The organism is Chryseobacterium sp. OV279, assembly GCF_900128945.1.
Lineage (GTDB): Bacteria > Bacteroidota > Bacteroidia > Flavobacteriales > Weeksellaceae > Chryseobacterium.
This window is the reverse complement of the sequence record NZ_FQUD01000004.1, coordinates 414,519-441,112: the sequence shown is the minus strand read 5'-3', so window position 1 is coordinate 441,112 and position 26,594 is coordinate 414,519. Positions and strand designations below refer to the sequence as shown.

Sequence of the window (26,594 nt, the reverse complement as noted above, 5' to 3'; positions counted from 1 at the left end):
TAAAGTTGATATAATTAATATCAATATCGTTTTTATCAGATACAATACGCTTTTTAAGAGGCAAGAAGGAAAAATGGAAATATTCCTCTGGTGTATGACCAGAGGATCTTGAACCGAAGAATTTTGATAATTAATATTTTTGTAATTAAGAGGGGCTGTTACAAACAATTTGCCACCCCGGGTTCTCCGTTTAGATCATCTTCAGACGCTCCTCTTCAAGGTCAATCTGGTACAATTGCTGGCGGATCACGTCTTCATTGATGGTAACATCTTTATTCAGCTCTGAAAGATACTGTCTCTGCACTTCCAGCATTTCAACAAAGATGATTTTATTTTTTTCATTCATCCAGCCGTCATCATTGGCTTTTGTTTTTTCTTCCCAGTGTTTCAGCATCCTTTCTACCCCCGCATGTCCCTGCAGTTCATTTTCATGTTTTGTTTTAAGGAACTGATAGACGTGCTGTTTCAGTTCATGTTTTATTTTCAATCTGGTCTTTTCTTCTTCCTCTTCATTCATAAAATCCCGAAATGCTTTTCCTTTGTTGATAATATAAGGCAAAGTAAGGCCCTGTACCAATAAAGTAAGCAGGATGACCACAAATGTGATAAACAATATTAAATTTCTGTTAGGGAAAGGCTCACCATTGCTAAGAGTAATAGGAATAGCAAGTGCCGCCGCCAGAGAAACCACCCCTCTCATCCCTGTCCAGCCAAGAAAAAGGGGCATGAGCAGACTTCTCCTTCTTGTAGACGCTCTTGGAGCAACACTTGGCCGAAAGACATAGGTAGCCACCATGGCCGCATAGGCGCTGATGATTCTCGCCAGAATAAGAACAGCGGTCACGAGGATCCCATATTGTATGGCTGTTGCTAAAGGAATTCCTTCGGAACGCAGACCTCCTACAATTTCAGGAAGCTCGAGACCGATGAGTAAGAAAACGATCCCATTCAGGATGAATACAAAGCTTTCCCAGACACTGTGTCCTTTTATTCTGCTCGCACTATTCAAAAATATGAGACGTCTTGTTGACATAAACAAACCTCCGCACACTACGGCAAGTACTCCGGAACTATGGAACTGCTCTGCCACCCAGTACATGATGTAGGGCTCTATAAGGGTCATGGCAATATCAGAAGAGGCGTCTGTAGGGAGTCTTTTATGAGCCTGTACGAAAATCCACCCCAGCAGCAGCCCAATTCCCGCGCCGCCAATGACCATCCATAAAAAGCTCAGGGAAGCTTCCTGCCACACAAACTGACCGGTTCCTACGGCTATGAGCGCAAAGCGGAAAATAATAAGGGAAGAGGCATCATTTAATAAACTTTCTCCTTCAAGAATGGCAGAAGTGGTTTTTGGAATCTTTACAAATTTCATAATGGCTCCGGTACTTACAGCATCCGGCGGAGAAACAATTCCTCCCAGCAAAAATCCTAAAGCAATGGTAAATCCGGGGATAAAATAATTGGCAGCCACAGCTACTGACAATGCTGTAAAAAACACTACCAGAAAAGCAAAACTGCCGATAATACGCCACCATCTTCTCATCTCCTTGAAGGAAATAGCCCAGGAAGCTTCAAACAGTAAGGGTGGTAAAAATATAAAGAAAATAAGATCGGGATCTACTTTTACAACGGGAAGTACCGGGACAAAACTGACCAGCAGACCGAAGACGACCAGCAGAATCGGGTAAGCAATTTTCAACTTAGTGGCCCACATATTCAGCAATACGATAGCGGCTATCATTGCCAGAAAAAAAGGTAAAATAGTATGCATTGAAATATTGTGTTTTTATCAGTTTCTCATTTCAATTTTCAATCTTAATGAGCAAGTTTTTTACAAATATACAGTCAATTCTCTTTTCTTGTATTCATTTTTCCGACCCTATACGAACTTAATTTGAAATAGTCATAAAACCCTGTATCATTGCTCCGCCAGCTGTAATTTATTAACAAATAATAAAATCTTTTATTTAAAAATTTAATTAAATACGTCAAGTTTCGTCGCCTCTGATCTATACTTTTGTATTATAACAATATACATCATGGACAAAGTAACCACAGAGAGAATCAACAAACTGCACCCTTCCGTAAGAGATGAAGTAAAACAAATCATCAAAGAATGCGATGAAGCCCTTACCGGAAGAGCAAAAATCAGAATAACACAAGGCTTGAGATCTTTCGAGGAACAGGAAAAACTATATGCCATCGGAAGAATTACGGCGGGCAAAAAGGTTACCAATGCCAAAGCGGGACAGAGCATTCACAACTATGGACTTGCTGTGGATATCTGCCTTATGATTGATGGAAAAACAGCAAGCTGGGATACGGCAAAAGACTGGGATAACGATCAGGTAGCCGACTGGTATGAGTGCGTCAAGATTTTTGCCAGACACGGCTGGGACTGGGGCGGAAACTGGAAGACTTTCAAGGACCTTCCTCACTTCGAAAAAAAGAATATCCAGACTAAAAAAGGCCTTGTGAAAACGACTTGGCGAACGCTATCAAAGATGCCGAGGGATAAGCAGAATTATATTCTATTTTAATTCCCTATTATTTGAAAATAATTATAATACGACAAGTTCTGTCGCTTCCCAGGCCTACCTTTGTTTTATAAGAAAAACGTTAGTAAACTGAGATCTCAATACTAAAACCAGCATCTGTTTTCAAGGGCAGAACGTTGGTTTTAGTTGTCTCAGGACCTTAGTTTATCTTTTAAAAACCAACAAAACATCACATGAAAAAGACAACCATTCTTTCTTTGGACGGGGGCGGAATAAGGGGTATTATTACCTGCATTATTCTCCGCTACATAGAAGAACAGCTTCAGTATCATGATAATCCGGGAGCCAAACTCGGTGATTATTTTGATCTGGTAGCCGGAAGCAGCACAGGAGGACTGATTGCTTCTATTATTCTATGTCCCGATGAACACCGAAAAGCGAAATATTCTATCCAGAAAGGGCTGGAATTATACGCTGAAAGGGGCGGCGACATCTTCCAGGTTTCTTTCTGGGAAAAGCTGGTCAATCCGTTTGGCCTTCTGAATGAAAAAATTCCCCAGGAATCACTTGAAAAAAATTTGAATGACTTTTTTGGACACTTAGAACTTAAAGAATTTATAAAACCATGCTTAATCACCAGTTATGATATAGAAAACAGAAGAGCCAAGCTTTTCAATTCGTGGGAAGCCAATCTGAGCACAGATAATTTTTATGTAAAGGATATCTGCAGAGCGACATCGGCGGCACCTACTTACTTCAGCCCGGTACAGATCAAATCTATGTACGGACAGATTTTCAGTCTGATAGACGGCGGTATGTTTGCCAATAATCCTGCTCTCTGTGCTTATGCTGAGGCGAGAAAAATTCCTTTTGCGGAAGTATTGAAGAATCATCAGAAAGCCAATCATCCCGGCGTGAACGATATGATCATTGTTTCTATCGGAACGGGGATTGAGGCAAGACCTTATTCTTTTAAAAAATTACAGAAATCCGGAAAGATAGGCTGGGTAAATCCCATCATTGATATTCTGATGTCTGCGAATGCTGAAACGGTAGATTATCAGCTTTGTCAGATGTTCCAGACTTTAGGACAACGGAATCAGAAAAATTATTACCGGCTGAATCCATCCTTAAAAAATGCATCTCCGGGTATGGACAATGTAAGAAGGTCGAACATTGAAAATCTGATCCAGGCGGGATTGAGCTATATTGATGATAACAGGGAAACACTGAATCAGATTGTACAGAAACTGATCAGAAATAAAATATAAGCTTTTTACCTTATAATAACTCAATATAAGCTTAAAAGATAATATTTAAAAAATAAAAAAAGTTTTTAAAACACGTCAAGTTTTGTCGTCTTCTCCCACTACTTTTGGAGTATAAACAAAGACACAAAAAAACAATCATTAAAATTTTAAAAAGCCTTTGAATTCACCATTTATCAATGCTGGACAGCCAGAAATATGTTTAAAACATAACCTCAACTTTAAGACACCCAACATGGAAACACCAGATCACAATCCAGATATACTTTTCGATGAAGATCTCTATACTATTGAATGGAGCGACATTGAACATGCAGAGATGGACTATGAGAACTATCTCAACGACATTGAAAACTTTTTCAGGGAAGATTTCACAGATGGTATTCCTGAAGAAGATATTTACTAAATAACATGAGCTCGGGATAAGACATTTCAGTTTTATCATGATGTAAGGAAGTCAGAAGCCCGAAGAAGGAAGTTATTGAAGGTCAAAGATAGAAATACGGGATATTTTATTCATCTTTTTAAAACGACTTCAATACATTTAAAAGGAATTGTTAAATATTTAATACCAAACAGTAACTTCCATCCTCCAGCTTCCATCTTCCAACTTTTAATCTTAATTACTTATCCCAAACTCAGCTTAAATTTAATTTTATCACGACAAGTTCTGACGCTGTCCGGAATTATCTTTGAAACACCAAATCAAGACACCCGACATCACCCCATCATCATTCAAACACCCCTTTGAATCCATCATTCACAAAATGCCGGACAGCCAGAACTATGTCAAAAACTAACCAAGAAACATAAAAAATGAATCACAACATGAAATGCACAAGTGGGCATAAGTTCTACCACTTAAAAAACTAAAACCTTTAAGAGCTTTTGTAAAAAGACTCTTCAAAATATAACCTATTTATTAACCCAAAACAAAATCACAGTGTTTTTATTATGAAAACAAAACAAGAATTAAGGCTCAAATTCGAGAATGGAGACAAGCCTACACAAGACCATTTCTGGGAATGGCAAGACTCTTACTGGCATAAGGATGAGAAGATAGAAATGTCCAAAATTACAGGTCTGGAAAACGGATTTCCACGTTTCAATGACTTTTATGCCGAGACAGATGAATCAGGAAACGCTTCGCTGGCTCATTTGCAGGTCAGAAGGATCTTTATCAAACCAGGAACACTGCATATTCCCGATCTATTTGCCAATTCATTGGGGATATCTGAAGTAATCCTTACTGACAGCATACTTACCATCGGAGCTGATGCTTTTCGTGGCAACGCAGTTAAAACCTTAACCATTACAGGAAATGTATCCATTATTGGCGAGCGTGCTTTTGAAAACAATGAGCTGACTTCAGTGGTAATCCCTGAAAGCGTCAAAGAAATTAAAGATTCTGCCTTTGCTTATAATAAGCTTAAGTCATTGTACGTACCTCCAAGTGTTACCCTGATCAGGCCGAATGCCTTCAATTTTAACCCGGGTTTATCCTCTGTACTACTGGACAGAGCCACGCAATATTATCCTGATGCATTTGGAGCAAACACAAGGGTTACCGGCGGAACCTTAATCTTTGATATGTAAAAATCAAATAAAGCAACAATGAAAACAAAACAGGAAATAAAACAATATTTCGAGAACGGAGATATCCCTACTCAGGAACAGTTCTGGGAATGGCAGGATGCTTACTGGCATAAAGAGGAAAGCATTGCCCAGGATAACATCAGCGGACTGAAAGATGCTTTAAATGCTAAACTTAATAAGCCACAGGCAGGAACCGGCTTTTATATTATTGCCCAAAATGGGGATATTCCCGGTTATTCCAAACTCAATCTGCAGTCTTATAATATTCCTTACTGGAACGGATCCAGCCTTACAAGCAGCGGCATTTATCACAGTAATAATAGAACAGGGCTTGGAACGCAGAACCCTTCGGAAATGCTTGAGGTAGCAGGAAATATTAAAACTTCGGGACTCATTGTCTCTAATCTTCCAGCAGCGAACCTCAATTTCAGCAGAAATCTTGTAGCGAAAGATGACGGAACTATCGGATGGGAAGCTAAATCTGTCTCTTCCGGAACGTATATCCCATTATCCGGAACACAAGCCAGCAAGCCTATCTCAGGAAATCTGGAACTGATGACGGAGCAGCCTGAAGAAAACAATCTTATCTACAGAAATAACATAGATACAGGGGTAAAAAATGAAATCGGGTTTTATCCTTCAGGAATGTCCTTCGCCTCTTTGAACACGCAGCAAAATATGATCATGTCCCGGATAGATCTTTCCAATGATGCTCTTTATGTATCCGGTCCTTCTTCCCAGCTTGCTATGGATCAGGCAAGAACTACTCTGGCTTATCACAATGGCAGAGATATGAAAGGAATTATTATAGATTCCAATCTGGAGCAACCAATCATGATCAGCCATATTGACTCTTCTCAAAAACCCAGAGGACTCTCGGGAGTACAATATTACGGTGATTATGCAGAAGCAAACGACTATATCCAGAAGCAGTATGTAGACAAAAAAATGTCCTATACCCGCGAGGAAGTAAGAACGGAAGGAACCTGGATCAATGGTAAACCGGTTTACAGACAAACTCTGTTTTTTGACCAGATTCCAAGAACGGGAGAGATCGATCTCGGAAAGTATATTCCGGACATTGAAACCATCATTTCCAATGAAATGTTTACCGAATGGTGGGCTTTGGATATGGCATTCGCCGGCAACCAATGGAGAAGCCAGATTTTCATCTCCGTAGAAACAAAACTCATCAAAATTGAATTTCTGAAAGAACCTGATTACGATTACTCTGTCATTAACTCCTTCAGCATCACCCTGGAATACACAAAAAGAACTGATTAATAACAAAAACAACAACACAATATTAAAATGGCAACAAACGACACAACTAACAACGCTTCACAAACTCTTTTCAGATTTGTAAGCCTTAGAAATCCTCAATTAACAGAAACTAAAGAAAAAAACTTAGGTTTCATTCACAGACCTCAGAAAGGTTTAACCAGCTATTTCGATTCTTATATCAACCCTGCTGATTCTGCACTGGTTAAATTCCAGGCTATGGAACGCGCTTCAAAGTCTTTCAATCCTGCGGGTTTTGAAACGGAACTTAAGATAGAAGAAGGAGGTTACGCTGACATTCTGAAAATAGGAAGAAAAATTTCAAAACAGGAAGAGCTGACCGTGCTGGAAGAAAGTGCAGCAATCAACGCTTGTCAAGCCACCTCTAAAGACCAGCTCAGCGTTTTATGGGATAATCTAATGTATCAAACGGCATCCCAGAACAATTTTTATGTGAAAGAAGCTGTAGCTCACATCTTGAGAGCCCTTCATTTCGGATATGTATGCACCCTTGCTTCAACTGACGAACTAGTCAAAATAAACGGTTCCGATTTTAGAGCAAAAGCGCTTGAAGCAAGAATTGTTCTTCCAATGAAATTTTTTGGAGACGGTTACGAAGGCGAAGGTTCCGGAACAGGAAATCCTACTTCCCGTCAGCCCTTCACCGTGGGAAAATCTGCTATTGGAGACGATCCTATTAACGAAACAAAAGCCGTTCTTTCTGTTCCTGCCAAAGAACAGCTAAAAGCTGAAGGGGAAAAAATTCTGGAACTTACCAACCTTAATTTAGAAAAAGACAGTTTAAATGTTCTAAAATCTGAGCTGGAAAAAGTACAGAAAATTTACCAGAAAACAAGAAACAAAGCGTATGATGAGGCTTATAAAGAATATCTTGCCGCCAATCAGCCAGCACTTGACAGATATAGAGCCCAACTGAAAGAAATTCAGGACCAGATCACAAAGGAAATGACAGAGCAGGAAATCAATGCTTTGTATGCAAAACTTGAAGAACCTTCTATTCCTCCATTCGTTTTCACGTATAAGAATGAAGTCAATTTCGGGGATTTTACAGAAATACTTTCATTGAACTCTTTAAAAATCTTCGTTGACAAGTTTACGGCATTAACCAGCGGACAAAAACCTGAAGACGGCTTTGACTTCACAAAAATAAGTGTGGTATCCGACAGAAAACTTCAGCTTGGAGCAGCAGTGGTTTCCATCACCGATGAGTTTGATACTTATCCTGAAGTATTTGAAAAAATCGACGAGGAGCATGCTGCAAAATCTCAGACCCTGTATAATAAAACACCGGCTCAGGAGCAGACATTTGCCAGCCTTGGAGGAATCCTTGTCCCTGTTGCTGATTCTTTTACACAATATGCAGCTAAGGTAACGCCAAGATCTTATTTCCTAAAAGCAACACCTCAGGGAAGTATTTTTGCAGGCAGCCAGGCATACCTTACATTCTATTATCAGGCAGATAGCTCAGCATGGGGAATAGCATCCGCTAAATTATCACTGATCTCCGATGTAGGTAATTTTGATGAAAGCTACAACAATATCGAAGTTGTGGACAACAAAGTGACTCTTGCATCAATTATGGTAGGCAAGTTCAGCAAATACATCCGAAACATCAAGATCAAAATCTACTTTAACAACGGTAAAGAGGCTTCACTGGATCTTTCAGGAATAGAGCCTAACCAAGCCTATACTGATGTTTTATATGTTAAAGATATTAAAGATGAAACCGGAAATCCAGGCGGTGGTATTGAAAACCCTAAACCGGGAACTTTCATCCCTAAACATTTCGGTGTAAAGAGATTGGGTATTGCCGATTATCTCAAAGTAGAGCAAAGCGTTCACGCCTACGTTCCGGGAGAAGTCTCCAATATTGAGAATGTGATGGCCAGCGAACTGCGTCATAAGTCTTCTGTAGCCAGAGATTATTCTGAAATTACAGATACCACTTCTGAATCTATTGAAACGGAAAAGATTTCTGATACTACAAAAGCGGACAGAAATGAAATGCAGACCGAAATCGCTCAGGAGCTTAAAAAAGAGCAGGCAATTACTGCGAGCACTAAGTTTACATATGACACAAAAGTAATGAAGTACGAGATAGGTGGAACCTATGCCAACAATACTTCACAGCAGGACAGTACCAAACAGGCCGTAAAAAAATCTCAGGAGATCACAGAGCGAGCCATGGAACGTGTCCTTACGAAGATCAACAAGGAGCGTGTGCAGAAAATCATTAAAGAGTTTACTGAAACCAATGTACATGAATTTGATAACAGAGGCCAGGCAAGCCAGGAAAATCCTCAGCACATTACCGGAGTATACAGATGGGTAGATAAGAAAATGAAAAACCAGATCTACAACTATGGTAAACGTACGATGTTTGAATTCATGATCCCGGAACCGGCAAGACTTCATACTCTGGCTACCGCAGTATCGAAAGCAGACACGCTTACCGCTCCGGCAGATCCAAGAAGAGCTGAAAAACCGTGGGGCATGGCAAGTGCTCAGGTGGCTACCAAAGATCAGATTGAATACTGGGCTAATATTTACAATGTGAAACTTACTGAACTTCCAAAATCTCCGATCAATCTTATTTTAGGAAAGCAATGGGAAAAAGTAAACGGAAACGAAGAATACAGACACAGAACGATCGACATTCCTGTGAACTACGAAGCGAGCAGTGTAAAAATGTTCTATGGTTTTGAAAGAAACAGAAAAGGAACGAGTACACTTTATACCAGCAACTTTGCAGGAGGAATGGTTCCTTTCTCAAATGGAGGTACTTCTATTGACTCTACCGCGTATTTCACGCCTCAGAACGTCACCGGATCTTATGATTTTGTGTACAAATGCAGCAACATTGATTCTGTCAATATTGCGTTTGAAATTACTTGTAAACTTTCTCAGGCATTCATGAAATCATGGATTCAGGAAAACTTTACAGCTATTATCAAGGCGTATGACGAGGCGTATGCTGTTTTCTTGGAAAAACAGAAGGAACTGCAGGATAAAGCAAAAGAAGAGGAAGCTGCCAACAAAGAAAAGCTTGGGAATTTCTACCGTGAAATGGAGTCTGTGATTCTGAAACACAACTGTATTGCTTATCTTCTTCAGGATTATCTGACTACTCTGGGACAGGCATTCACTTCAGGAAGCCAGATGAGTGATTTCAAAGTAATTCTGAGCGAAAACCTTGAACAATACACCGCTTTGGCTAAGTTTATGGAACAGGCGTTTGAGTGGAGCATTATGGACTATACGTTCTATCCGTATTACTGGGCAGACAGAAAGAGATGGCAGGAAATGTATCTTACGCAAAGTGTAGATCCATTGTTCAGAAACTTCCTTCAGGCAGGTATGGCAAGGGTTATCGTAACCGTGAAGCCAGGTTTTGAAGACGCTGTACAGTTCTTCATGAGTACCGGAAAAATCTGGAACGGAGGTGAAGTTCCTGTAATCGGAGATCCGTTGTACATGTCTATCGTAGACGAATTGAGAAAGCCAACCGGCGAAGCTCAGGGTAAATTCTGGATCACAAGAATTCCTACTACATTAACGATCCTTCAGGCTAAATCTGTAGGACTGGAAGTAGAACAGGCTCTTCCGATCTTCCGTGAGGATGATCCTGCAAACTGTGAGAATCCGAAGGATCTGGAAACAACGAGTCCATTCAAGCTGCTGGATAAAGCTACGCTTGAGGCAGGAACACTTCCAACCACTTTACCAACCAATATTATCAACAAATAATTTTCATGAACGGCGGCGGAATTTTTTCCGCCGCTTTTTTACCCAAATCAAAAAAATATTAAAATGAAAAATATAGATATACGATATCCTGCGGGGATTGGGGTTTCTGATATTGATGTTTACAAAACCAATAAAAAGAAAGCCTACATTACCACGCCTACCTATTTTCTGAAGATAAGAACCACAGCTGGCTATGATGGCGAATTCGGGTTTGACTGGATTGATGTGGATGCAACCTCGGGAATGGTACAGAAAATTCAGGGAGTAGGCTTCAATGAAATTGAATATTTTTACAAAAAGCCCTCAAACCCGGGAAATCCCATGGATCTGGGAGATATTGTTCCGGTCTCTGCAGATACAACCGCAGTGCGGGAAAGCATAAGCAGCAGGTACAGCGTATCTGAGCTTGAAAAAACAAAAATAGACATCCCGTGGGTTTTTATGAAGCCTGGACAAAGCATCGAATTAAATCTTGAAGTTAATGTAACGGCCGCCGCGGGACTTACTTCAGAGGCCATTCATATCACCGGAGATCAGTTTTATGAATTTACCATCCGTGAGGGCACTAAAACAGGAAATAAAACTGAAAAAAGCCTGGGATTAGAAAAAGTAATTATCCTGAATGTCAAATGTCTGAAAGAAGCTCCGGACAAAGAATACAGTATTCTACAGGAAAGTGCATCCGGCACTCCGTTCAAAGTAGGCGGTTTTAAAATGATGGAAAACAAAGTCCAGAAAATAAAATTCAGAGTGATCGCATTGGTTTCTAGCGGTACCGACGCGGCGGATAAAGCAAAAAAAATCCTGCAGAAATTTACAGATGAGAAAATCTCCAACTATCTTAATGCCCAGTCTATGAACCAGGCCGGATATGAAGTGGAAATCGAAAACCAGACCTTTCTGGATAACCTGGCTACAACTTCCACAGATATTAATGATTATTTTTATGCTTTTGACAAAACTGACTGGACTAATAAAAAATACTTTGCCGCTAGCTTTTCCAAACTGTCGCCGGACGTTATTCCCGGAACCAATGAGTGTAAACCGGGAAGCTGGGACAGTACTAAAAGTGAATGCGCCCTGGTTACGGTAATAAAAGACGTTATTGTTCACGATCAAAAAGATCTGGGACTTCCTGAAAAGTCTAATGAACTGGATAATCTGGTGTATAAAGAGTATCAGGAAAAGCTGAAAACCTTAAGCAAGGACTATTCCGGCGGTATTATCATTCTCTCTGAGTACGAATCGTCCAATAATTACGCAGGCGCCTACAGCCGGTCTATACCGCTCAATCATTATAAGCTCTTTGTTTACAGTACCAATATTGGGTCAAAAGCTACCTACTCCCATGAGATTGGCCACATGCTGGGACTTCCCCATCTGTTTTATGATACTGAAGAAAAGGGTACTTATGACAAGTATAAGCTGTTATTGCTTGGAAACGGAAAACCAGAGATCAATCCTGACAATACTACCAACAATGATTTCGGACTCTACAATTTTGCCCGTGAAATAGAAAAAGCAAAATATGAGTTTCGCGGATGGAGAGGTCTTACTGCCATTAGAGAAGACATGATCAGGAAAATGGATACCCATAATGAAAAAAGAAAGGTTCAGATCTCCAATTTTGAAAAGGAAATTCTAAAATTCGCTCCTTATCCGGATTCATACGTCATTAATTTTTCGGATGGCACCAAAAAGACTAAAAAAAAGCATACAGAAGATCTCAAAGACTCTATTAAGAATTCAAAAAACAGTTTACAGGAAAATACAGATGCTGTAAAAGAACTGAAAAGCAGAAAAGGTAACAATTATGAATCTCTGGATATGTTGGCCAATTTTACAAGAACTGATTTGGTTGTTCTTTTGAAACAAAATATCACCTACGCGCTGGATGTTCTTGAACAAATAACCTCCAACTACATCATGTTCCGCAAAGAAAAAACAGACAATATGATGGATTATTCTAACGTGAGGAAACGTTTTCTACACAATCAAATCAGAATTATGCGTAAAGATCTCCAGAATTATATCAGGGATTCCGGATCACCTCCAGCAGTTTCAAAACTCAAAAAGTAACCCAAAAAAGTTCTGCAAAAAATTAAAACACGACACGTTTTGTCGCATTAAGCCTATATATTTGTCTTATAAAATTTTACCATGAAACGCAGCTTTGCTGCCGCATAAATTATAGACGAATGAAAAAAGATTTTTATCTGACAAGATATGCCTTAATTATCAAAAGATTAGAAAGTTCTCCGGCTACCTATTCCCAGCTGGAGGACTATCTTCTTAACTCTTTCGAATTTCAGGATGCAGGGATCAAGAGCTACTCGATCCGTACGTTGCAGAGGGATATTCGTGAGATTTCTGATCTTTTTAATCTTTCCATTCACAACAAGAAGAAGGGCGACAATCGCTATTATATTGAAAGCCGTCCCATCATGGAAGTGGATGAATACAACCAGAAATTATTGGAATCTTTTCAGGTAAGCAACGCATTAAATCTTCATCCGGATTTTTCAGATTTTATCTTTTTTGAAAGCAGAAAACCCACCGGAATAGAGCACTTCTATGATCTTTTCTTCGCCATCCGTAATAAAAGGGTCGTAAGCTTTGAACATTACAACTACAAAAACAAAATAATGACTTCCCGGAAGGTTCATCCCCTGGCTTTAAAGGAATCCAAGGACAGATGGTACCTCATCGCCATTGATACCAAAGACAAGGTCCTGAAATCTTTTGGTTTGGACAGAGTCAATTACCTGGACGTGAGCGACAACAAATTCCGCGAAAAGTACAATTACAATTTCAGGGAACATTTCAAAAATGCTTTCGGCGTGATGAATCTGGCAGAACAGAATCCTGAGAAGATCGTAATGAAATGCAGCAGACATCAGGGAGAATACATCAGAAGTTTCCCGCTTCACCAGTCTCAAACAGAAACTAAAGAAACTCCCGAAGAGATCTATTTTGAGTTCTTCCTCCACCCCACTTACGATTTTATGCAGGAGATTCTTTCATATGGAAAAGAAGTCACCGTTCTGGAACCTAAAGGTTTAGTTGATGACATCCGCACCCATCTCCAGGAGTCCCTGAGCCGCTATTTTGAAAGCTGATACACAAGAATAAAAAGCTCATTTATTTTGATTATATTTACATAAATATACTCTTTTGAAAGCTTTATTTCTCTACCTGTTTTGTCTTATTTCTTCATTTTGCTTTTCACAGCAGAAGGAAGAATTCCGGAATGTAAAAAGTTTTTACAACCAACACCGGAGTATGCTGAATACGGAGTTTAAAAAGAAATTTGATCTGGAACCGGACTCCTACATGAAAGCCAATATAAAAATTGACTTTGTCCTTTTCATGAAAAAAATGGACAGCATTGAAAATGTAGCGATGATTGGTGCTTTGCTAAAAGTGAGAAACCTCGAAGATCTTCAGTCATTAAAAAATCCAAAAGGCATATCAGGAAATCATACCGAGAAACCCGGTGTTTTTGAAAAACCAGCCGATTATCCTGGTGGTTTTGGTACGTTGAGACAGGAAGTGGCCAATCTTTTTTACACACCAGCGGTTTATACCGAGGCCAAAACGGTAAAAACAGATGTAGCTTTTATCGTAGAGAAAGACGGAACGATTAGCAATGTCCATGCAAAAGGGGATAATTTCACATTCAACCGGCAGGCTGAGATTGCACTGTATTCCATTTCAGAGAAATTCTCACCCGCGGTCATCAAAGGAGATCCGGTAAGATATCATCTGAGACTTCCTTTAACGTTAACGATTGAAGATTAAATGTTTACCGACGAATATTACATGAAAATGGCCCTGCAGGAAGCAGAAGCCGCATTAGAAAAAGATGAGGTTCCTATTGGATGTATCGTGGTTTCCAATAACCGCATCATTGCAAGAGCCCATAACCTTACAGAAACACTGAATGATGTGACGGCCCACGCAGAAATGCAGGCCATCACCTCCGCTGCGAATTTTCTTGGTGGCAAATATCTGATCAACTGTACGCTTTATGTGACATTAGAACCCTGTGTAATGTGCTCCGGAGCGCTTTCGTGGTCGCAGATTTCCAAAGTGGTGATCGGCGCAAGAGATGAACAGAGAGGATTCATTAACAAACACCTTTCTCTGCATCCAAAAACGGAAATCGTAACCGGCATCATGGAACATGAATGCTCAACCATCGTTAAGGAGTTCTTTAAAAGTAAAAGATAATTGAGTTTGAGAGTCAGAGAGTTTTAGGGTTTGAGAAATGCGGGGTTCGGGTCTTCTGATACCAGAAATCTCATATTTACCCAAAAGATTCACTTTTCACTTGCGTAGCAAAATTCACCATTGACGATCTTAGATCTGATGTCTGATGTCTGATGTCTGATGTCTGATGTCTGATGTCTAAAATCTATTCCGCATCTTCTATAGCCGCATGGAAAAGAGGTTGTAAAGCATTCATCTTTCTCCAGTTCAGTTCTTTGGTCTTTATCATGTATTTTCCAAAATCGAGTGTAAGAAGACTGTCTTTTTTCTGATAAACATAATTCACCTTTGTCTTTCTGTTTTTGTAATCTTCGAGAATAAGCTGATTCTTTGAGCCCTGTAGATAATGAAAATCCACCATCTTTTCATTTTTATCCATCAGGATAAGATAGCTGTTCCGGTGAAAGAAAACATATTGAATATCCGAATCTTCATCTAAATTTTTAAAAGCACCATGAAGCAAAGGTCTGTCTGCTGTGTCATCATCAAAATCCCCTGAATTAATGAACGGAAATAGGATGACAACCATTGAAAGTCCCAAAAAAGCAGTCTTGAAAAACACCCAAACAGACTTAAACTTTGGAGTAATTTCTTTTTTTTCTCCCGGTTTGACTTCCTGTTTTAAAATCAAGAAACGGTACAAGGGAATCCAGTCATCTTTTAATGCAAAAACGGCCATAAAAAGCAGGATCAGAGAAAAGAATTTAACCGAAATATCGAATCCGATATTGATGAGAAAAATATTAATCAGGACACCAATGGAAACCAATAATCCCAGTACCCGCGTTTTACGGAAAAGAATCAGGAGCGCGGCCAAAATCTCCAAAATTCCGGCAGATACGGAATACAAACGGGAAGTTCCCATTGTACTCCAAAAAAGAATATCTCTGTCCAGGTTCCCGAAGCGTGAGTACAAAATATTAGGTTCAGGAAGATAGAACTGGGCTTTAAAAATTTTATCAAAACCATATTTCATCAGAACTACAGCTAAGTATAAAACGATGATTTCTTTAGATAAATCAAGAATTCTCTGTTGGTGTTTTTTTTTGATCAATATGACAGCTAAAGCCGATACAGTTATAAGAATCATCACCAATGCAAACATAGAAATGCTGTCCGAAGAAAAATCTATTCTTGCCTGATTCATGTTAAAAATATTTTTTACGATCCAGCCTGCGAGATCTTCCCATAAAAACAATGACCATTGTCGCTGAAAATCACCCAAAAAAGTTAATGGAAAGAAAAGCACAAACAGCAGAAAAAAGATTCCTGTTCCGGGCAGAAGTCTACTTCTCATTTTTCTTTTTATTCTTTTTCCAGCTGTAGAATCCTGAAGCTCCCGAAAACATCAGTATCCCTAAAAGAAGACCTTTCGGGATTTTTTCTGACTTCTCTTTTTCAGGTTTAGCAGCTGCGGGTTTAATGACTTTATAGGATTTATTCTTTTTGCTGTACTCTACCACAACAACGCTGTCCATATCATTAACGAATTTAAACTCATTTTTCAGGACTGTCTTTACGCTGTCTATATTCTTTTTTGAAAAAAGAGCACGATTCTGCACTACTTTTCTTCCTGGCTGCCATTCCTCTTTTTTATCATTAAATAAAATGCCTGCAGATCTGGTCACCAGAACACTTTCTCCATCCTCAAGAATAATCACAGAATCCAGTTTTGTTTTTTCGTAAAACGGTCTGGAATCACCTAAATTAGAAAAATTGGCATCGAAAAGATCTTCAGAAACTGCTGTACTGAAATTTGCTGAATGACCGCTATGGCTTTTAAAAGCAATCAGTTTGGTTTGTGAAAAGATGGAAATGCTTATCAGAAAAGCTAGAAAAGAATACAATATTTTCATGGGAGTTATTTAAAGTTTAAAAAATCATTTTGAGAAGAATCCTATTATTTCTTCTTACTTTTTTTCCAGCTGTAGAATCCTGAAGCTCCCGAAAACATCAGTATGCCTAGAAGGAGACCTCTAGGTATTTTTTCTGACTTTTCTTTCTTTGGTTTAGCCTCTTTTACAGGTTTGACTTCTTTATAGGATTTATTTTGTTGATCATATTCTACAAAAACAACGCTGTCCATATCATTGACGAAGTAATAGTCTTTTTTCAAAACATTTTTTACACTGTCAATATTCTTCTTTGAAAAAAGGGCATGATTGCGTACCACTTCCCTTCCCGGCTCCCATACTCTTTTAGTCCCTTCGGGAACTATTTTTCGTGCAGAGCTGGTCACCAAAACACTTTCTTCATCATTAAGAATGATCACGGAATCTAGTCTGGCATCTGTTACGTATCTTTTTGGAACAATACCAAGGTTTGACGCATTGGCATCGAAAAGATCTTCAGAAACGGCGCTATTGAAATCTGCTGAATTCCCGCTGTGGCTTTTGAAAGCGATCAGTTTGGTTTGTGAAAAAATGAAAGTGCTGATGCTTAGAGCAAAGAGAATGTAAATTGTTTTCATGGAAATATTTGCAGATTTGATAGCGTATTCCACGAAAGGTTAAATCGTTATTTATTTTTGAAGACAGAATACATCATCACATCAAAGTATTCCCCGTCTTTCTTGAGATGCTGTTTCAGCATTGCTTCTTCTTCCATCCCGGCTTTTTCCATGATTCTTCCGGAAGCAGGATTGTGGAGAAAATAGGTCGCGTAGATTTTATTAACGCCCAGTTCACGGAATCCAAAATCAATCAGAGCAATAGCTGCTTCTGTGATATATCCTTTGTTCCAGAACGGTTTTCCCATCCAGTAGCCCAGTTCGGCTTTATCATCGTCTCTGTCGTGAAGCCCGATAGCGCCTATAATCTGTCCTTCTTTATTGCGGACTGCAAAAGTATATCCTGTACTGTTTTCAAAGGCTTCCTTATAGATTTTTATCCACAATGCCGCGTGTTCCAGCATATAAGGATACGGAATATTGGAAGTAAGATCTGAGAAAATTTTCTCCTGAAGATATACCTTCACCAGAGGAATATCTTCCTCTTTCAATTGTGAAAGGATCAGTCTCTCTGTTTCTATGACCGGAAATTCTTCTAGTTTTCTCATAACCTATTTTTTATGCACTATAACTGTATTCACAAATCCCGATTCCCTCTGCCTTAACCTTATAACGGCTATAAATCTTTTCCTAAGAAATAAAGGCCTTTCAGGGTATGCAACCTGTCCATCACATGGATTTTCTCTGTCAATGGCTTATACACATGGGAAACCCCACCCGTAGCGACAACAAAGCAGTTATCATTCACCTCATCGTTGATACGGTCTATAAAACCTTCTACCATTCCGAGGAATCCATAGACCATTCCGCTCTGCATACAGGTTACGGTATCTAATCCAAGGACTGTTTTTGGCTTTTTAAGTTCAATATCAGGAAGCTGTGCCGTCTGGCTGATTAATGAATTCAAAGAGGTTACAATTCCCGGAGCAATGATCACACCTAATGTTTCTCCTGTTTCCGTAACGCAACTTGCTGTAAGAGCCGTTCCAAAATCAATAACGATTTTCTTACGGTTGGGATACAGATTGTGAGCAGCTACAAGGTTGGCATAAATATCCGTCCCCATCTGTTTGGATTTCGCCTGAACCCCGGAAGGTGTAGATCTGTCAACGATCACCGGTGAAATCTTATGGATCTTTTTAATGGCCGAACTGATCACTTTGGTAAGCTGCGGGACCACAGATCCGATAATGACTTTACTGATCTCTTCCGGTTCTATTTTGTAGGTCTGATACAGCATCAGCATCTGTACATACAGCTCATCTACCGTTCTGTACGGCTTGGTATTGATCACCCATGAAATATCACAGTTGTCTCCATTGAAAAGTCCGAATCTGATATTGCTGTTCCCTACGTTGATTACAATTGAATTCATTTAATTTTTTAAGCTAGTCTGGGTTAAAAAACAGGTGTAAAAATAAGGCTTTATCCTCAAAAATAAGCAATATCGGTGTTATTTAGATGAATTCATAAATCTCTTTTGGTTACAGGAATACATTCTCTGAATATTTTACTTCCGTTATATAAAATTTGAACCTGAGATTTAGAAAATTGAAAACAATTAATTACCTTTAAAACTCAAAATATTTTAAATCTCATCTTCCATGAAAAACCTCATCTTCCTATTTCTCTTTTGTATCGGCCTGAATACTTTTGCGCAGAGTGCGTCTCAGGTGAACAGCGTATTTCAGAAAATAAAAGAAGGGGCAAAGATTGATAAGAATGACCGGGCTGTCTATGATCTTCTGGATGAATTTTACAACAAAAACCTTCAGTCCGAAAAAGATGAAATGACACCGGAAACCGTGGAGAGAATTGAAAAAATGGCCTCAAATCCAGACACCAAAAACCTTCATGTTCTTATGCTTTTTCTGATGTACCAGCAACACATCAGCCGTACAGCAATGGTTGGAAAACCATCTGATACAGACTTTCAGATCGAAGCAATGACTCTGCTGGAAAAGGAAACAAAGGATATTTATGGAAAAGTACCCGCAATCATTTATATCTATAAAGCCGAAGCACTGGACGGAGGCGGAAAGAAAAATGAAGCCAAAGCAGCCGTTGATCAGGGATTAAAAGAATATCCTGATTCTGTTCCTTTAAAAGTATACAGCTACCTTAATACAAAAGATGCAGCCCTAAAAAATGATCTTGTAAAAAATCACTCCAATCACTGGATGGTGCAGCAGTTTGAGATAAAATAAGGAGATAGAGTTCAGATGGCAGACATCAGATCGTCAGTGGTGAATTTTGCTTCGCAAGTGAATGGTGAAGCTTCCTAAGACATAAGATTTCAGACGTCAGATTTCAGACCTGAAAACTAGAAGATTTCAATACAAATAAAAATCCCGCGGAAAAATTCTGCGGGATTGTTTTTTAATTTTATGGATTTATTGTTTTACTTCAACAATATTATCATCCATATTGACATCTGCCAATCTCTGGCTGAAATCTATTCCTAAAACAGACAGCTGAGATTTTGTATAAGGAATCGTCAATGTATATTCTTTTTGGGTCCATGGCCAGTAAGGCATCGTCTTAAAGTCACCATAGATATCTTTATCCTTCCATGTATGGGTCATGTTCAAAGGAATCTGGTAGGTTACCACTTTTTTATCTGTCGTCAGTACACTGAAATCTACAGGCATTGGAACCTGTCCGTTATTGACAAGGGTAATTGTGGTAGATTTTCCATCATACTTCACATCTTTAATCCCGTAATCAATAGTTTTTGTCGTGTTGATCCAATAGTTATGGAACCATTTCAGATCCATTCCTGATACTTTCTGAGCAATATGAAGGAAATCCCTGTCAGAAGGATGTTTCATATGCCATTGGTCGTAGTACTGCTTTAAGGTTTCCGCAAGTTTCTGCTCACCCATAATATAGCCCAGCTCTACAAGATACAACTCTCCTTTTACGTAAGAAGCATAGGTGTAAGCTGTCCCGTTATCGTGATGATCGCCCAACCATACGGCAGGCTCTTCAATTCCTTTTTTAATAAAATTCCTGTAAGCTTCTACAGTATGTACAAAAGGATTCGGAAGTTCTTCCGGGAATAACTGATGCATCACATATCCTTCTGCATAGCTTGTAAATCCTTCATCCATCCATGGACGTACTGATTCGTTGGTCGCCAGCATCTGCTGATACCATGAGTGTGCGCCTTCGTGAGCCATCAAGCCCATTAAACCTTTCATATCTTTAGCTTCTCCCAGGATCATGGTACACATTCCGTATTCCATTCCGCCGTCACCACCTTGAATAAAGGCATAAGTTGGGTATACATATTTTCCGAAGTGAGCATTCATCATTTGGAAATATTTGGTCACATAAGGCTGAGCTTCTTCCCAAACTTTAGTTTTGTCGTTCTGCTGATACACAAGGAATACTTTCGGTCCTTCAGGAACATCAAAACTTTTAATGATATAATCTCGGTCTGCACTCCATGCAAAGTCCAGAATATTATTGGCTTTCCATTTCCAGACTGCTTTTTTGCTTTTATCTGCTTTAATTTTTGCAGCGGCATCATATCCTTTTACATCTGCCGGATTTTCAAGAACGCCTCCAGCTCCAATCACGTAATCTTTATTGATTTTAATGGTAACATCAAAATCCGAGAACGGTGCATGAAATTCCCTTCCAATATAATCAAAAGTTGCCCAGCCGTCATAATCGTATTCTGCAATTTTAGGATACCACTGAGTCATGGTCATGTCTACTCCTTCTCTGTTGTTTCTTCCGCTTCTTCTGATCTGCTGAGGGATTACCGCATCCCAGTCCATGGTAAAAGTAGTGGAAGAATTGGGTTGGATAGGCTCTGCCAGATACACCTTCATGATGGTTTCCTGGATTTCAAACTTCAGCTCTTTTCCGTTTTGCTTGATCCAGTGAATATTTTGAGCGCCTTCCTGATCTTTTGGAATAGAAGCCAGTCTCGAAACACCCTCTTTCTGCAGCCTGGAATCTCCATTTTTTCCCTGACCGGCAATTCTCTGGTCCATCATTGAATTAGGCTTAAAAGCATTCCAGTACAGATGAAAATACACGACATTCAACTCATCCGGTGAGTTATTGGTATATTCTAAGGTTTGATTTCCCTGATAGGTAAATTTTTCAGCATTAACATCAATATCCATCTTATACTTCGCAGCCTGCTGATAATAAGCCCCCTGCTGAGCCTGAAATTGTGAAATGATAAACGCAAAAAGGATTGCAGCCGATTTTCTCATTTAAAATTTATTTTTTTTAAAGGTAGGTAATTTATGTAAAACCCTCAAATATGGAGGTATTTTAGGGCTTTTTGATCTGTTCTGGATTAGATGAGGTTTTATTCTGATGGTTAAGTTTGATCGTGCATATTTTGTTTTTTTTAAACACAAACGGCACAAATTATTTCACGATTTTAAACACTAATGATTCGTGAAGATATTTTCCTGGAAGCCTTGTCAAGGCTCATTCGTGCGAGACATTTGTGGCGTTGTGCTTCAAACTAAAAATCAAGATGATGGGTGAGTCAGCATCTTTTTTATTAAAGTGATCTGTCCCAAATGATAGTAGCTATGCTCAATCATCCCTTCTATATTTCTTCTGTAGGTTCCATATTTTTCATCCACGAAAACATCACCGAGCTTATCATCAGGGATTTGCTCTACCAATGATGCAAACTTTTCTGAATCCGACCAAAGCCTGTTCAACAAATCTTTCCACTGTTCTTCAGATTCAATAGGCGGAAGATCAAAACTGAACTGATCCTTTATTTCAAGATCTCCTCCTTCCAGTACATTGAGAACTCCTGCTATATAATAATGAATATGAAAGGTGAGCATGGCAATGGTATTTAAAGAATCTACTTTGGTGACAGCCTGTTCCCAGGTTACGTCTGAAAGCTGATCTTTAAAATTCATATTGGCGATCCACAAGCCGTCCAGCAAGACTTCTCTGAATCTTTTTGCTAATTGTGAAGCTAAGCTCATTATTTGAAATTTTATGATTCTTAAAGATAATTATTTTTTATTGAGCCATGCTGCAGACTTATTTAACCACAAATGACACTAATAAAAGCACAATTTTAAACACTAATCAATTCGTGGTATTCGTGAAAAAAATTCGTGACATTCGTGTTTAAAAACAAAAAACCTCAAGTGCAAAATACACCTGAGGCTTCAATATGATTTAAAATCAAATTATTTTTTAGCAGGAATTTCTTTTTTTCCGCTTTGTAAGATCTTTTCAAGGATTCTTAAAGTAATCAGATAGGTAGGTTTTACGCCTGTAAGACCAAGACCTCCTGAAGAAAGGGTACTTCCCGTTTCCAATGGATTATCGGAAGCATAATAAGCGTAACACACAAACAGATCCGGTGCAATATGATGTCTGATTTTAGAAGCTACCTGAATGGCTTTCTGGTAATGCGCTCCTTCCATTTCAAGACCGATGGCTTTCCATGAAGTGTTCATAAAGTAAGAAAGGATATCTCTGTTCTGAAGTGATGTTCCCAATACGGTGATCATCGGACCTTCAAACGCCTTCAGCTCATCATCTTTGAAATCATCCAGTTTCAGGGCATTTTCAAATGGATAGTTATCTGCCGTTCCTTCAAAGATATGAGAAGTAGGAATCATGATATCTCCTTTTCCTCCATCCAGAATTCCAGCTTTACCCATGATGGAAACAGATTTCACCTTCATCATATACACCTCTCCTTTGTGTTCGAAAGGTCTTAACAATTCATCCATTACCTCAAAAGCCTGCTCTCCAAAAGCGTAGTCGAAAACCATGATCACATCGTCTCCGCCATATTTTATACCGCTGAATGGGGTATTTTTAAGATCTGTCTTGCTTAAATCGATGATCTGAACATCAATATTACTTCCGCTCTTATCATTAATATAGATCAAACCTTCTTCCAAAGCATATTTTGAAACTTTGTCGCGAAGTTCTTTTTTATCGGAAATATCTCCGTACAATTTATAATCTACTTCTTTGTTGTCTTTTTTCTTTAAAGCATCATTTCCATACAGCATATTTTTCACGGAGTGCATGTTGGCAGAAATGATGTGAAGCGGACGCATGTGAAGATTATTTTCAAATAAAACTTCTTTCACTTTGTTGGCCCATTTTTCACCGAAATAGTGGTGTCCTACTCTTTCCTTTAATATCGCACTGAAATGAATTTCTCTTTCTCTGGTCTGCTTTGCATCTTCAAGACTTACTTTTCCTAAGTTGTAGATGATTTTGAATAAACGGTCTGGGTTTTCATCATCTCCGAAAGAATTATAAGCGTTCAATGTCTCTTCAAAAGTTCTTCCTATTAAAGAAGATAAATGAATCAAAGCCACTTCTTTTTCTTTTCTGCTGAATTTCTTTTCCCCTTTTACTACTTCTTCGATGATTTTAAAAGCACGTGTAGGTTTCCAGTTTTCATCCTGAATGAAAGCCAGATTTCTCACTTTGTCGGCTTCTATAAATAAGAAGGTAAGGTGGGTAAGAATATCATAAATTTCCGAACGGCCCAAAAGAACTTCAATATTCATCTGGTGCTCGTCTATCCTGTAACAGTTTCTTCTTCTCTTTTTAGGTACAATAGGTTCGAAACTTCCTTTATCAAAACCCTCATCCGATGTAAGATGAATAAAAGCACATTCTTCAATTCCTTCCGGAAGTCTGTCTAAAACGTACATCAAACCATTTAATTCCAATTTATTAGGAATATTCATGGTACCATAAATCTCTGGATTGATAGTCTTTAACAAACTTCTGATACTTTCTCCAGAAACACCGGCAGGTTTAAAAAAACCTCTGTAAAAGAGGTGTCTCATAGAAATATACAATCTTTCAATTGCTTCCGTTGTTTCTCTAGCTCTAGAATTTGTCATAAAATAAATTTCACACAAATATACAAAATATCGGCTCAACTTATTTTAAGTATCTTTTAACAAGCAGTTTAAATTTGTATCTTGTAGCTGGCAAAATGCAGGATGTAAAATGTATTGATGATGCTTCTATAAATGATAAATTTTAGAATACATTATCCAGGCACCCCCATAATAAAAAGTTAAACCACAGTTTATATTTTAAAAATTTCAGATACACCCCTATATTTTTTGGGGCAAAAACGTTTTGAATTCATTTTTTTTGTAAATTTGCCCCACAAAATACAACCTTAATATGTCAACTTTAAGATTCAAAGCGTTAGAAACTTTACCATTTAAGGACTTCAGAAGAGATAATTCTGTTGAGGTTCCCGGAAAATTGTCAGAACTATTCTGCCAAAATGTTTTCTCAGAAGAGACAATGAGAGAATACCTGACAAAGGAAGCATTCCAGTCTATTATGGATGCTATTAAAAAAGGAACAAAGATCCAGAGACACATTGCAGACCAGGTAGCCGTAGCTATGAAAGACTGGGCAATGAGCAAAGGAGCAACTCACTACACGCACTGGTTTCAGCCATTGACAGGAACTACTGCAGAAAAGCATGATTCTTTCTTTACCCCTATTGAAGGAGGAAGAGCGATCGAGAGATTCAGCGGAAACCTACTGATCCAGCAGGAGCCTGATGCATCTTCTTTCCCGAACGGAGGAATCAGAAACACTTTCGAAGCAAGAGGTTATACCGCGTGGGATCCTACTTCTCCTGCATTCATTATGGGAACTACTTTATGTATTCCTTCTATCTTTATCTCTTACACTGGAGAAACTTTAGATTATAAAGCACCTCTTTTAAGAGCGTTGAATGCCGTGGATGAAGCCGCAACCAACGTAATGCAGTATTTTGACAAAAACGTAACAAAAGTAACTCCTACTTTAGGTTGGGAGCAGGAATATTTCTTAGTTGACTCCGCATTATACCAATCACGTCCGGATCTTGTTTTAACAGGTAAGACTTTATTAGGTCACTCTCCTGCTAAAGGACAGCAGCTGGATGATCACTATTTCGGTTCTATCCCGACAAGGGTCATGAACTTTATGAAAGAGCTGGAGATCGAATGTATGAAGCTGGGAATTCCTGTAACAACAAGACATAACGAGGTGGCTCCAAACCAATTTGAGCTGGCTCCAATGTTTGAAGAAGTAAACGTTGCCGTAGACCACAACTCTCTGTTGATGGACATCATGGCAAGAATTGCTCACAAGCACCATTTCCATATTTTATTCCATGAAAAACCATTTGCAGGAGTAAACGGAAGCGGGAAGCACAACAACTGGTCTTTAGCAACAGATACAGGTGAAAACCTATTAAGCCCGGGAAAAAACCCTAAGAAAAACTTACAGTTCTTAACATTCTTCGTTAATACCATCAAAGCAGTTTACGAGTACGCTGACCTTTTAAGAGCAAGTATCGCTTCTGCAAGTAACGACCACAGATTAGGTGCCAACGAAGCTCCGCCGGCAATTATTTCCGTATTCATCGGAAGCCAGCTGTTCAGAGTATTGGAAGAACTGGAAAAAGTAACAGAAGGAAAACTTTCTCCGGACGAAAAAACAGATCTTAAATTAAATGTAGTTGGAAAAATCCCTGAAATTCTTCTGGATAACACAGATAGAAACAGAACGTCTCCATTTGCATTTACAGGAAATAAATTCGAGATCAGAGCGGTAGGATCTTCTGCAAACTGTGCAGAGTCTATGACGGTAATGAACACTATCGCTGCAAAACAATTAATCGATTTCAAAAAAGAAGTTGATGCTCTTATTGAAACAGGTCTTAAGAAAGACGAAGCAATCTTCAACGTATTGAGAGAATACATAAAGCAGTGCAAGAGCATTATGTTTGAAGGTGACGGATATTCTGATGACTGGGCTAAAGAAGCTAAAAAGAGAGGTTTGAATAACTTAAAAACCACTCCGGAAGCGCTTAAGCAGGAAATGGATAAAAAATTCGTTGCTCTTTACGAAGAAATCGGAGTATTTACGCATAGAGAGGTTGAGGCAAGAAACGAAATCAAATTAGAAAAATATTCTACTGTTATTGATATTGAAGCAAGAGTTTTAAGTGATATCGCAAGAAACCACATCATTCCTTCAGCTTTAAATTATCAGAACAGACTGATCGAGAACGTAAAAGGTCTTAAGGAAATTTTCCCGGACAAAGAATTCAAAACACTGGCGAAAGAGCAAATGAGCTTAATCACCAATATCTCTGAAAACGTTTCCAAAATTAAACTGGGCGTTGAAGATCTTATTAAAGCAAGAGAAGCAGCGAAGGCTGTATCTAATAGTCAAAAGCAGGCAGAAACATACTGCACCAAAGTAATTCCTTTATTTGATGTAATCAGAGAAGCTTCTGATGATCTTGAAATGATGGTGGATGACGAGCTTTGGCCAATGACTAAATATAGAGAAATGTTATTTACAAAATAACATCTGTAAAGTTCCATATTAGTTAAGTTC

The 26,594-nt window shown here is 38.8% G+C and carries 21 protein-coding genes; 12 read left to right on the top strand and 9 right to left on the bottom strand.

Annotation, left to right across the window (positions count from 1 at the left end; genetic code table 11):
• Positions 1-190: 190 nt before the first annotated feature.
• Positions 191-1,774, bottom strand: a complete 1,584-nt coding sequence (locus tag BUA72_RS19075; protein ID WP_072924600.1) for a Na+/H+ antiporter — start codon at positions 1,772-1,774, stop codon at positions 191-193.
• 268 nt (positions 1,775-2,042) lie between these two features.
• Here BUA72_RS19075 and BUA72_RS19070 point away from each other — a divergent pair, with 268 nt between their 5' ends.
• The 10 genes from BUA72_RS19070 (at position 2,043) to BUA72_RS19030 (ending at position 14,647) form a co-directional block, all read left to right on the top strand.
• On the top strand, positions 2,043-2,543 hold the full coding sequence (locus BUA72_RS19070; RefSeq protein ID WP_047450898.1) for a M15 family metallopeptidase: 501 nt from the start codon (positions 2,043-2,045) through the stop codon (positions 2,541-2,543).
• A gap of 191 nt (positions 2,544-2,734) precedes the next feature.
• Positions 2,735-3,772 carry a patatin-like phospholipase family protein gene (locus BUA72_RS19065; RefSeq protein ID WP_072924598.1) on the top strand — a complete coding sequence of 346 codons (1,038 nt, stop codon included), beginning with the start codon at positions 2,735-2,737 and terminating at the stop codon, positions 3,770-3,772.
• Positions 3,773-4,004: 232 nt separating this feature from the next.
• Complete coding sequence (locus BUA72_RS24530; protein WP_156122717.1) at positions 4,005-4,175, top strand: hypothetical protein; 171 nt, start codon at positions 4,005-4,007, stop codon at positions 4,173-4,175.
• A 548-nt stretch (positions 4,176-4,723) separates the two neighbouring features.
• Positions 4,724-5,365, top strand: coding sequence for a leucine-rich repeat domain-containing protein (locus tag BUA72_RS19060; RefSeq protein ID WP_072924597.1), 642 nt, complete (start codon positions 4,724-4,726; stop codon positions 5,363-5,365).
• An 18-nt stretch (positions 5,366-5,383) separates the two neighbouring features.
• A complete protein-coding gene (locus tag BUA72_RS19055; RefSeq protein ID WP_072924595.1) occupies positions 5,384-6,649 on the top strand; it encodes a hypothetical protein in 1,266 nt (421 codons plus the stop codon).
• Between the two features lie 27 nt (positions 6,650-6,676).
• On the top strand, positions 6,677-10,414 hold the full coding sequence (locus BUA72_RS19050; RefSeq protein WP_072924594.1) for a hypothetical protein: 3,738 nt from the start codon (positions 6,677-6,679) through the stop codon (positions 10,412-10,414).
• Between the two features lie 63 nt (positions 10,415-10,477).
• Entirely contained in the window at positions 10,478-12,493 is a 2,016-nt protein-coding gene (locus BUA72_RS19045) for a hypothetical protein (RefSeq protein ID WP_072924592.1), read from the top strand.
• A gap of 119 nt (positions 12,494-12,612) precedes the next feature.
• A complete protein-coding gene (locus tag BUA72_RS19040) occupies positions 12,613-13,533 on the top strand; it encodes a helix-turn-helix transcriptional regulator (protein WP_072924591.1) in 921 nt (306 codons plus the stop codon).
• Positions 13,534-13,588: 55 nt separating this feature from the next.
• Complete coding sequence (locus BUA72_RS19035) at positions 13,589-14,215, top strand: energy transducer TonB (RefSeq protein WP_228407920.1); 627 nt, start codon at positions 13,589-13,591, stop codon at positions 14,213-14,215.
• The gene (locus tag BUA72_RS19030) at positions 14,216-14,647 is read left to right on the top strand and encodes a nucleoside deaminase (protein WP_034724123.1); all 432 of its coding nucleotides are present in this window, start codon (positions 14,216-14,218) and stop codon (positions 14,645-14,647) included.
• Between the two features lie 184 nt (positions 14,648-14,831).
• Here BUA72_RS19030 and BUA72_RS19025 read toward each other — a convergent pair whose 3' ends face one another.
• The 5 genes from BUA72_RS19025 to BUA72_RS19005 all read right to left on the bottom strand — a co-directional run bounded on the left by BUA72_RS19025 (position 14,832) and on the right by BUA72_RS19005 (position 18,570).
• Positions 14,832-15,983 carry a hypothetical protein gene (locus BUA72_RS19025; RefSeq protein ID WP_072924589.1) on the bottom strand — a complete coding sequence of 384 codons (1,152 nt, stop codon included), beginning with the start codon at positions 15,981-15,983 and terminating at the stop codon, positions 14,832-14,834.
• Complete coding sequence (locus tag BUA72_RS19020; RefSeq protein WP_072924588.1) at positions 15,973-16,542, bottom strand: hypothetical protein; 570 nt, start codon at positions 16,540-16,542, stop codon at positions 15,973-15,975. Before BUA72_RS19020 ends, BUA72_RS19025 begins: the two co-directional genes overlap by 11 nt.
• A gap of 44 nt (positions 16,543-16,586) precedes the next feature.
• Complete coding sequence (locus BUA72_RS19015) at positions 16,587-17,156, bottom strand: hypothetical protein (protein ID WP_139259650.1); 570 nt, start codon at positions 17,154-17,156, stop codon at positions 16,587-16,589.
• A gap of 47 nt (positions 17,157-17,203) precedes the next feature.
• Complete coding sequence (locus BUA72_RS19010) at positions 17,204-17,743, bottom strand: GNAT family N-acetyltransferase (protein ID WP_072924584.1); 540 nt, start codon at positions 17,741-17,743, stop codon at positions 17,204-17,206.
• Between the two features lie 68 nt (positions 17,744-17,811).
• A complete protein-coding gene (locus BUA72_RS19005) occupies positions 17,812-18,570 on the bottom strand; it encodes a type III pantothenate kinase (protein WP_072924583.1) in 759 nt (252 codons plus the stop codon).
• Positions 18,571-18,799: 229 nt separating this feature from the next.
• On the opposite strand from BUA72_RS19005, the gene BUA72_RS19000 reads away from it, so the two are divergent.
• On the top strand, positions 18,800-19,402 hold the full coding sequence (locus BUA72_RS19000) for a hypothetical protein (protein ID WP_072924581.1): 603 nt from the start codon (positions 18,800-18,802) through the stop codon (positions 19,400-19,402).
• 186 nt (positions 19,403-19,588) lie between these two features.
• On the opposite strand, the gene BUA72_RS18995 is transcribed toward BUA72_RS19000, so the two are convergent.
• The 3 genes from BUA72_RS18995 to BUA72_RS18985 form a co-directional block, all read right to left on the bottom strand.
• A complete protein-coding gene (locus BUA72_RS18995) occupies positions 19,589-21,430 on the bottom strand; it encodes a M1 family metallopeptidase (RefSeq protein ID WP_072924580.1) in 1,842 nt (613 codons plus the stop codon).
• Positions 21,431-21,697: 267 nt separating this feature from the next.
• On the bottom strand, positions 21,698-22,174 hold the full coding sequence (locus BUA72_RS18990) for a DinB family protein (RefSeq protein WP_072924578.1): 477 nt from the start codon (positions 22,172-22,174) through the stop codon (positions 21,698-21,700).
• Positions 22,175-22,384: 210 nt separating this feature from the next.
• Entirely contained in the window at positions 22,385-24,076 is a 1,692-nt protein-coding gene (locus BUA72_RS18985) for a DUF6909 family protein (RefSeq protein ID WP_034724139.1), read from the bottom strand.
• A gap of 292 nt (positions 24,077-24,368) precedes the next feature.
• Between BUA72_RS18985 and BUA72_RS18980 the strand changes: the two genes are divergently transcribed.
• On the top strand, positions 24,369-26,564 hold the full coding sequence (locus BUA72_RS18980) for a glutamine synthetase III family protein (protein ID WP_034724140.1): 2,196 nt from the start codon (positions 24,369-24,371) through the stop codon (positions 26,562-26,564).
• Positions 26,565-26,594: the final 30 nt, after the last annotated feature.

What these genes read in the sequence shown, in the direction of transcription:
- BUA72_RS19075 (WP_072924600.1), bottom strand. Translation starts at nt 1,774, where the DNA reads ATGCATACTATTTTACCTTTTTTTCTGGCAATGATAGCCGCTATCGTA.
- BUA72_RS19070 (WP_047450898.1), top strand. Translation starts at nt 2,043, where the DNA reads ATGGACAAAGTAACCACAGAGAGAATCAACAAACTGCACCCTTCCGTA.
- BUA72_RS19065 (WP_072924598.1), top strand. Translation starts at nt 2,735, where the DNA reads ATGAAAAAGACAACCATTCTTTCTTTGGACGGGGGCGGAATAAGGGGT.
- BUA72_RS24530 (WP_156122717.1), top strand. Translation starts at nt 4,005, where the DNA reads ATGGAAACACCAGATCACAATCCAGATATACTTTTCGATGAAGATCTC.
- BUA72_RS19060 (WP_072924597.1), top strand. Translation starts at nt 4,724, where the DNA reads ATGAAAACAAAACAAGAATTAAGGCTCAAATTCGAGAATGGAGACAAG.
- BUA72_RS19055 (WP_072924595.1), top strand. Translation starts at nt 5,384, where the DNA reads ATGAAAACAAAACAGGAAATAAAACAATATTTCGAGAACGGAGATATC.
- BUA72_RS19050 (WP_072924594.1), top strand. Translation starts at nt 6,677, where the DNA reads ATGGCAACAAACGACACAACTAACAACGCTTCACAAACTCTTTTCAGA.
- BUA72_RS19045 (WP_072924592.1), top strand. Translation starts at nt 10,478, where the DNA reads ATGAAAAATATAGATATACGATATCCTGCGGGGATTGGGGTTTCTGAT.
- BUA72_RS19040 (WP_072924591.1), top strand. Translation starts at nt 12,613, where the DNA reads ATGAAAAAAGATTTTTATCTGACAAGATATGCCTTAATTATCAAAAGA.
- BUA72_RS19030 (WP_034724123.1), top strand. Translation starts at nt 14,216, where the DNA reads ATGTTTACCGACGAATATTACATGAAAATGGCCCTGCAGGAAGCAGAA.
- BUA72_RS19025 (WP_072924589.1), bottom strand. Translation starts at nt 15,983, where the DNA reads ATGAGAAGTAGACTTCTGCCCGGAACAGGAATCTTTTTTCTGCTGTTT.
- BUA72_RS19020 (WP_072924588.1), bottom strand. Translation starts at nt 16,542, where the DNA reads ATGAAAATATTGTATTCTTTTCTAGCTTTTCTGATAAGCATTTCCATC.
- BUA72_RS19015 (WP_139259650.1), bottom strand. Translation starts at nt 17,156, where the DNA reads ATGAAAACAATTTACATTCTCTTTGCTCTAAGCATCAGCACTTTCATT.
- BUA72_RS19010 (WP_072924584.1), bottom strand. Translation starts at nt 17,743, where the DNA reads ATGAGAAAACTAGAAGAATTTCCGGTCATAGAAACAGAGAGACTGATC.
- BUA72_RS19005 (WP_072924583.1), bottom strand. Translation starts at nt 18,570, where the DNA reads ATGAATTCAATTGTAATCAACGTAGGGAACAGCAATATCAGATTCGGA.
- BUA72_RS19000 (WP_072924581.1), top strand. Translation starts at nt 18,800, where the DNA reads ATGAAAAACCTCATCTTCCTATTTCTCTTTTGTATCGGCCTGAATACT.
- BUA72_RS18995 (WP_072924580.1), bottom strand. Translation starts at nt 21,430, where the DNA reads ATGAGAAAATCGGCTGCAATCCTTTTTGCGTTTATCATTTCACAATTT.
- BUA72_RS18990 (WP_072924578.1), bottom strand. Translation starts at nt 22,174, where the DNA reads ATGAGCTTAGCTTCACAATTAGCAAAAAGATTCAGAGAAGTCTTGCTG.
- BUA72_RS18985 (WP_034724139.1), bottom strand. Translation starts at nt 24,076, where the DNA reads ATGACAAATTCTAGAGCTAGAGAAACAACGGAAGCAATTGAAAGATTG.
- BUA72_RS18980 (WP_034724140.1), top strand. Translation starts at nt 24,369, where the DNA reads ATGTCAACTTTAAGATTCAAAGCGTTAGAAACTTTACCATTTAAGGAC.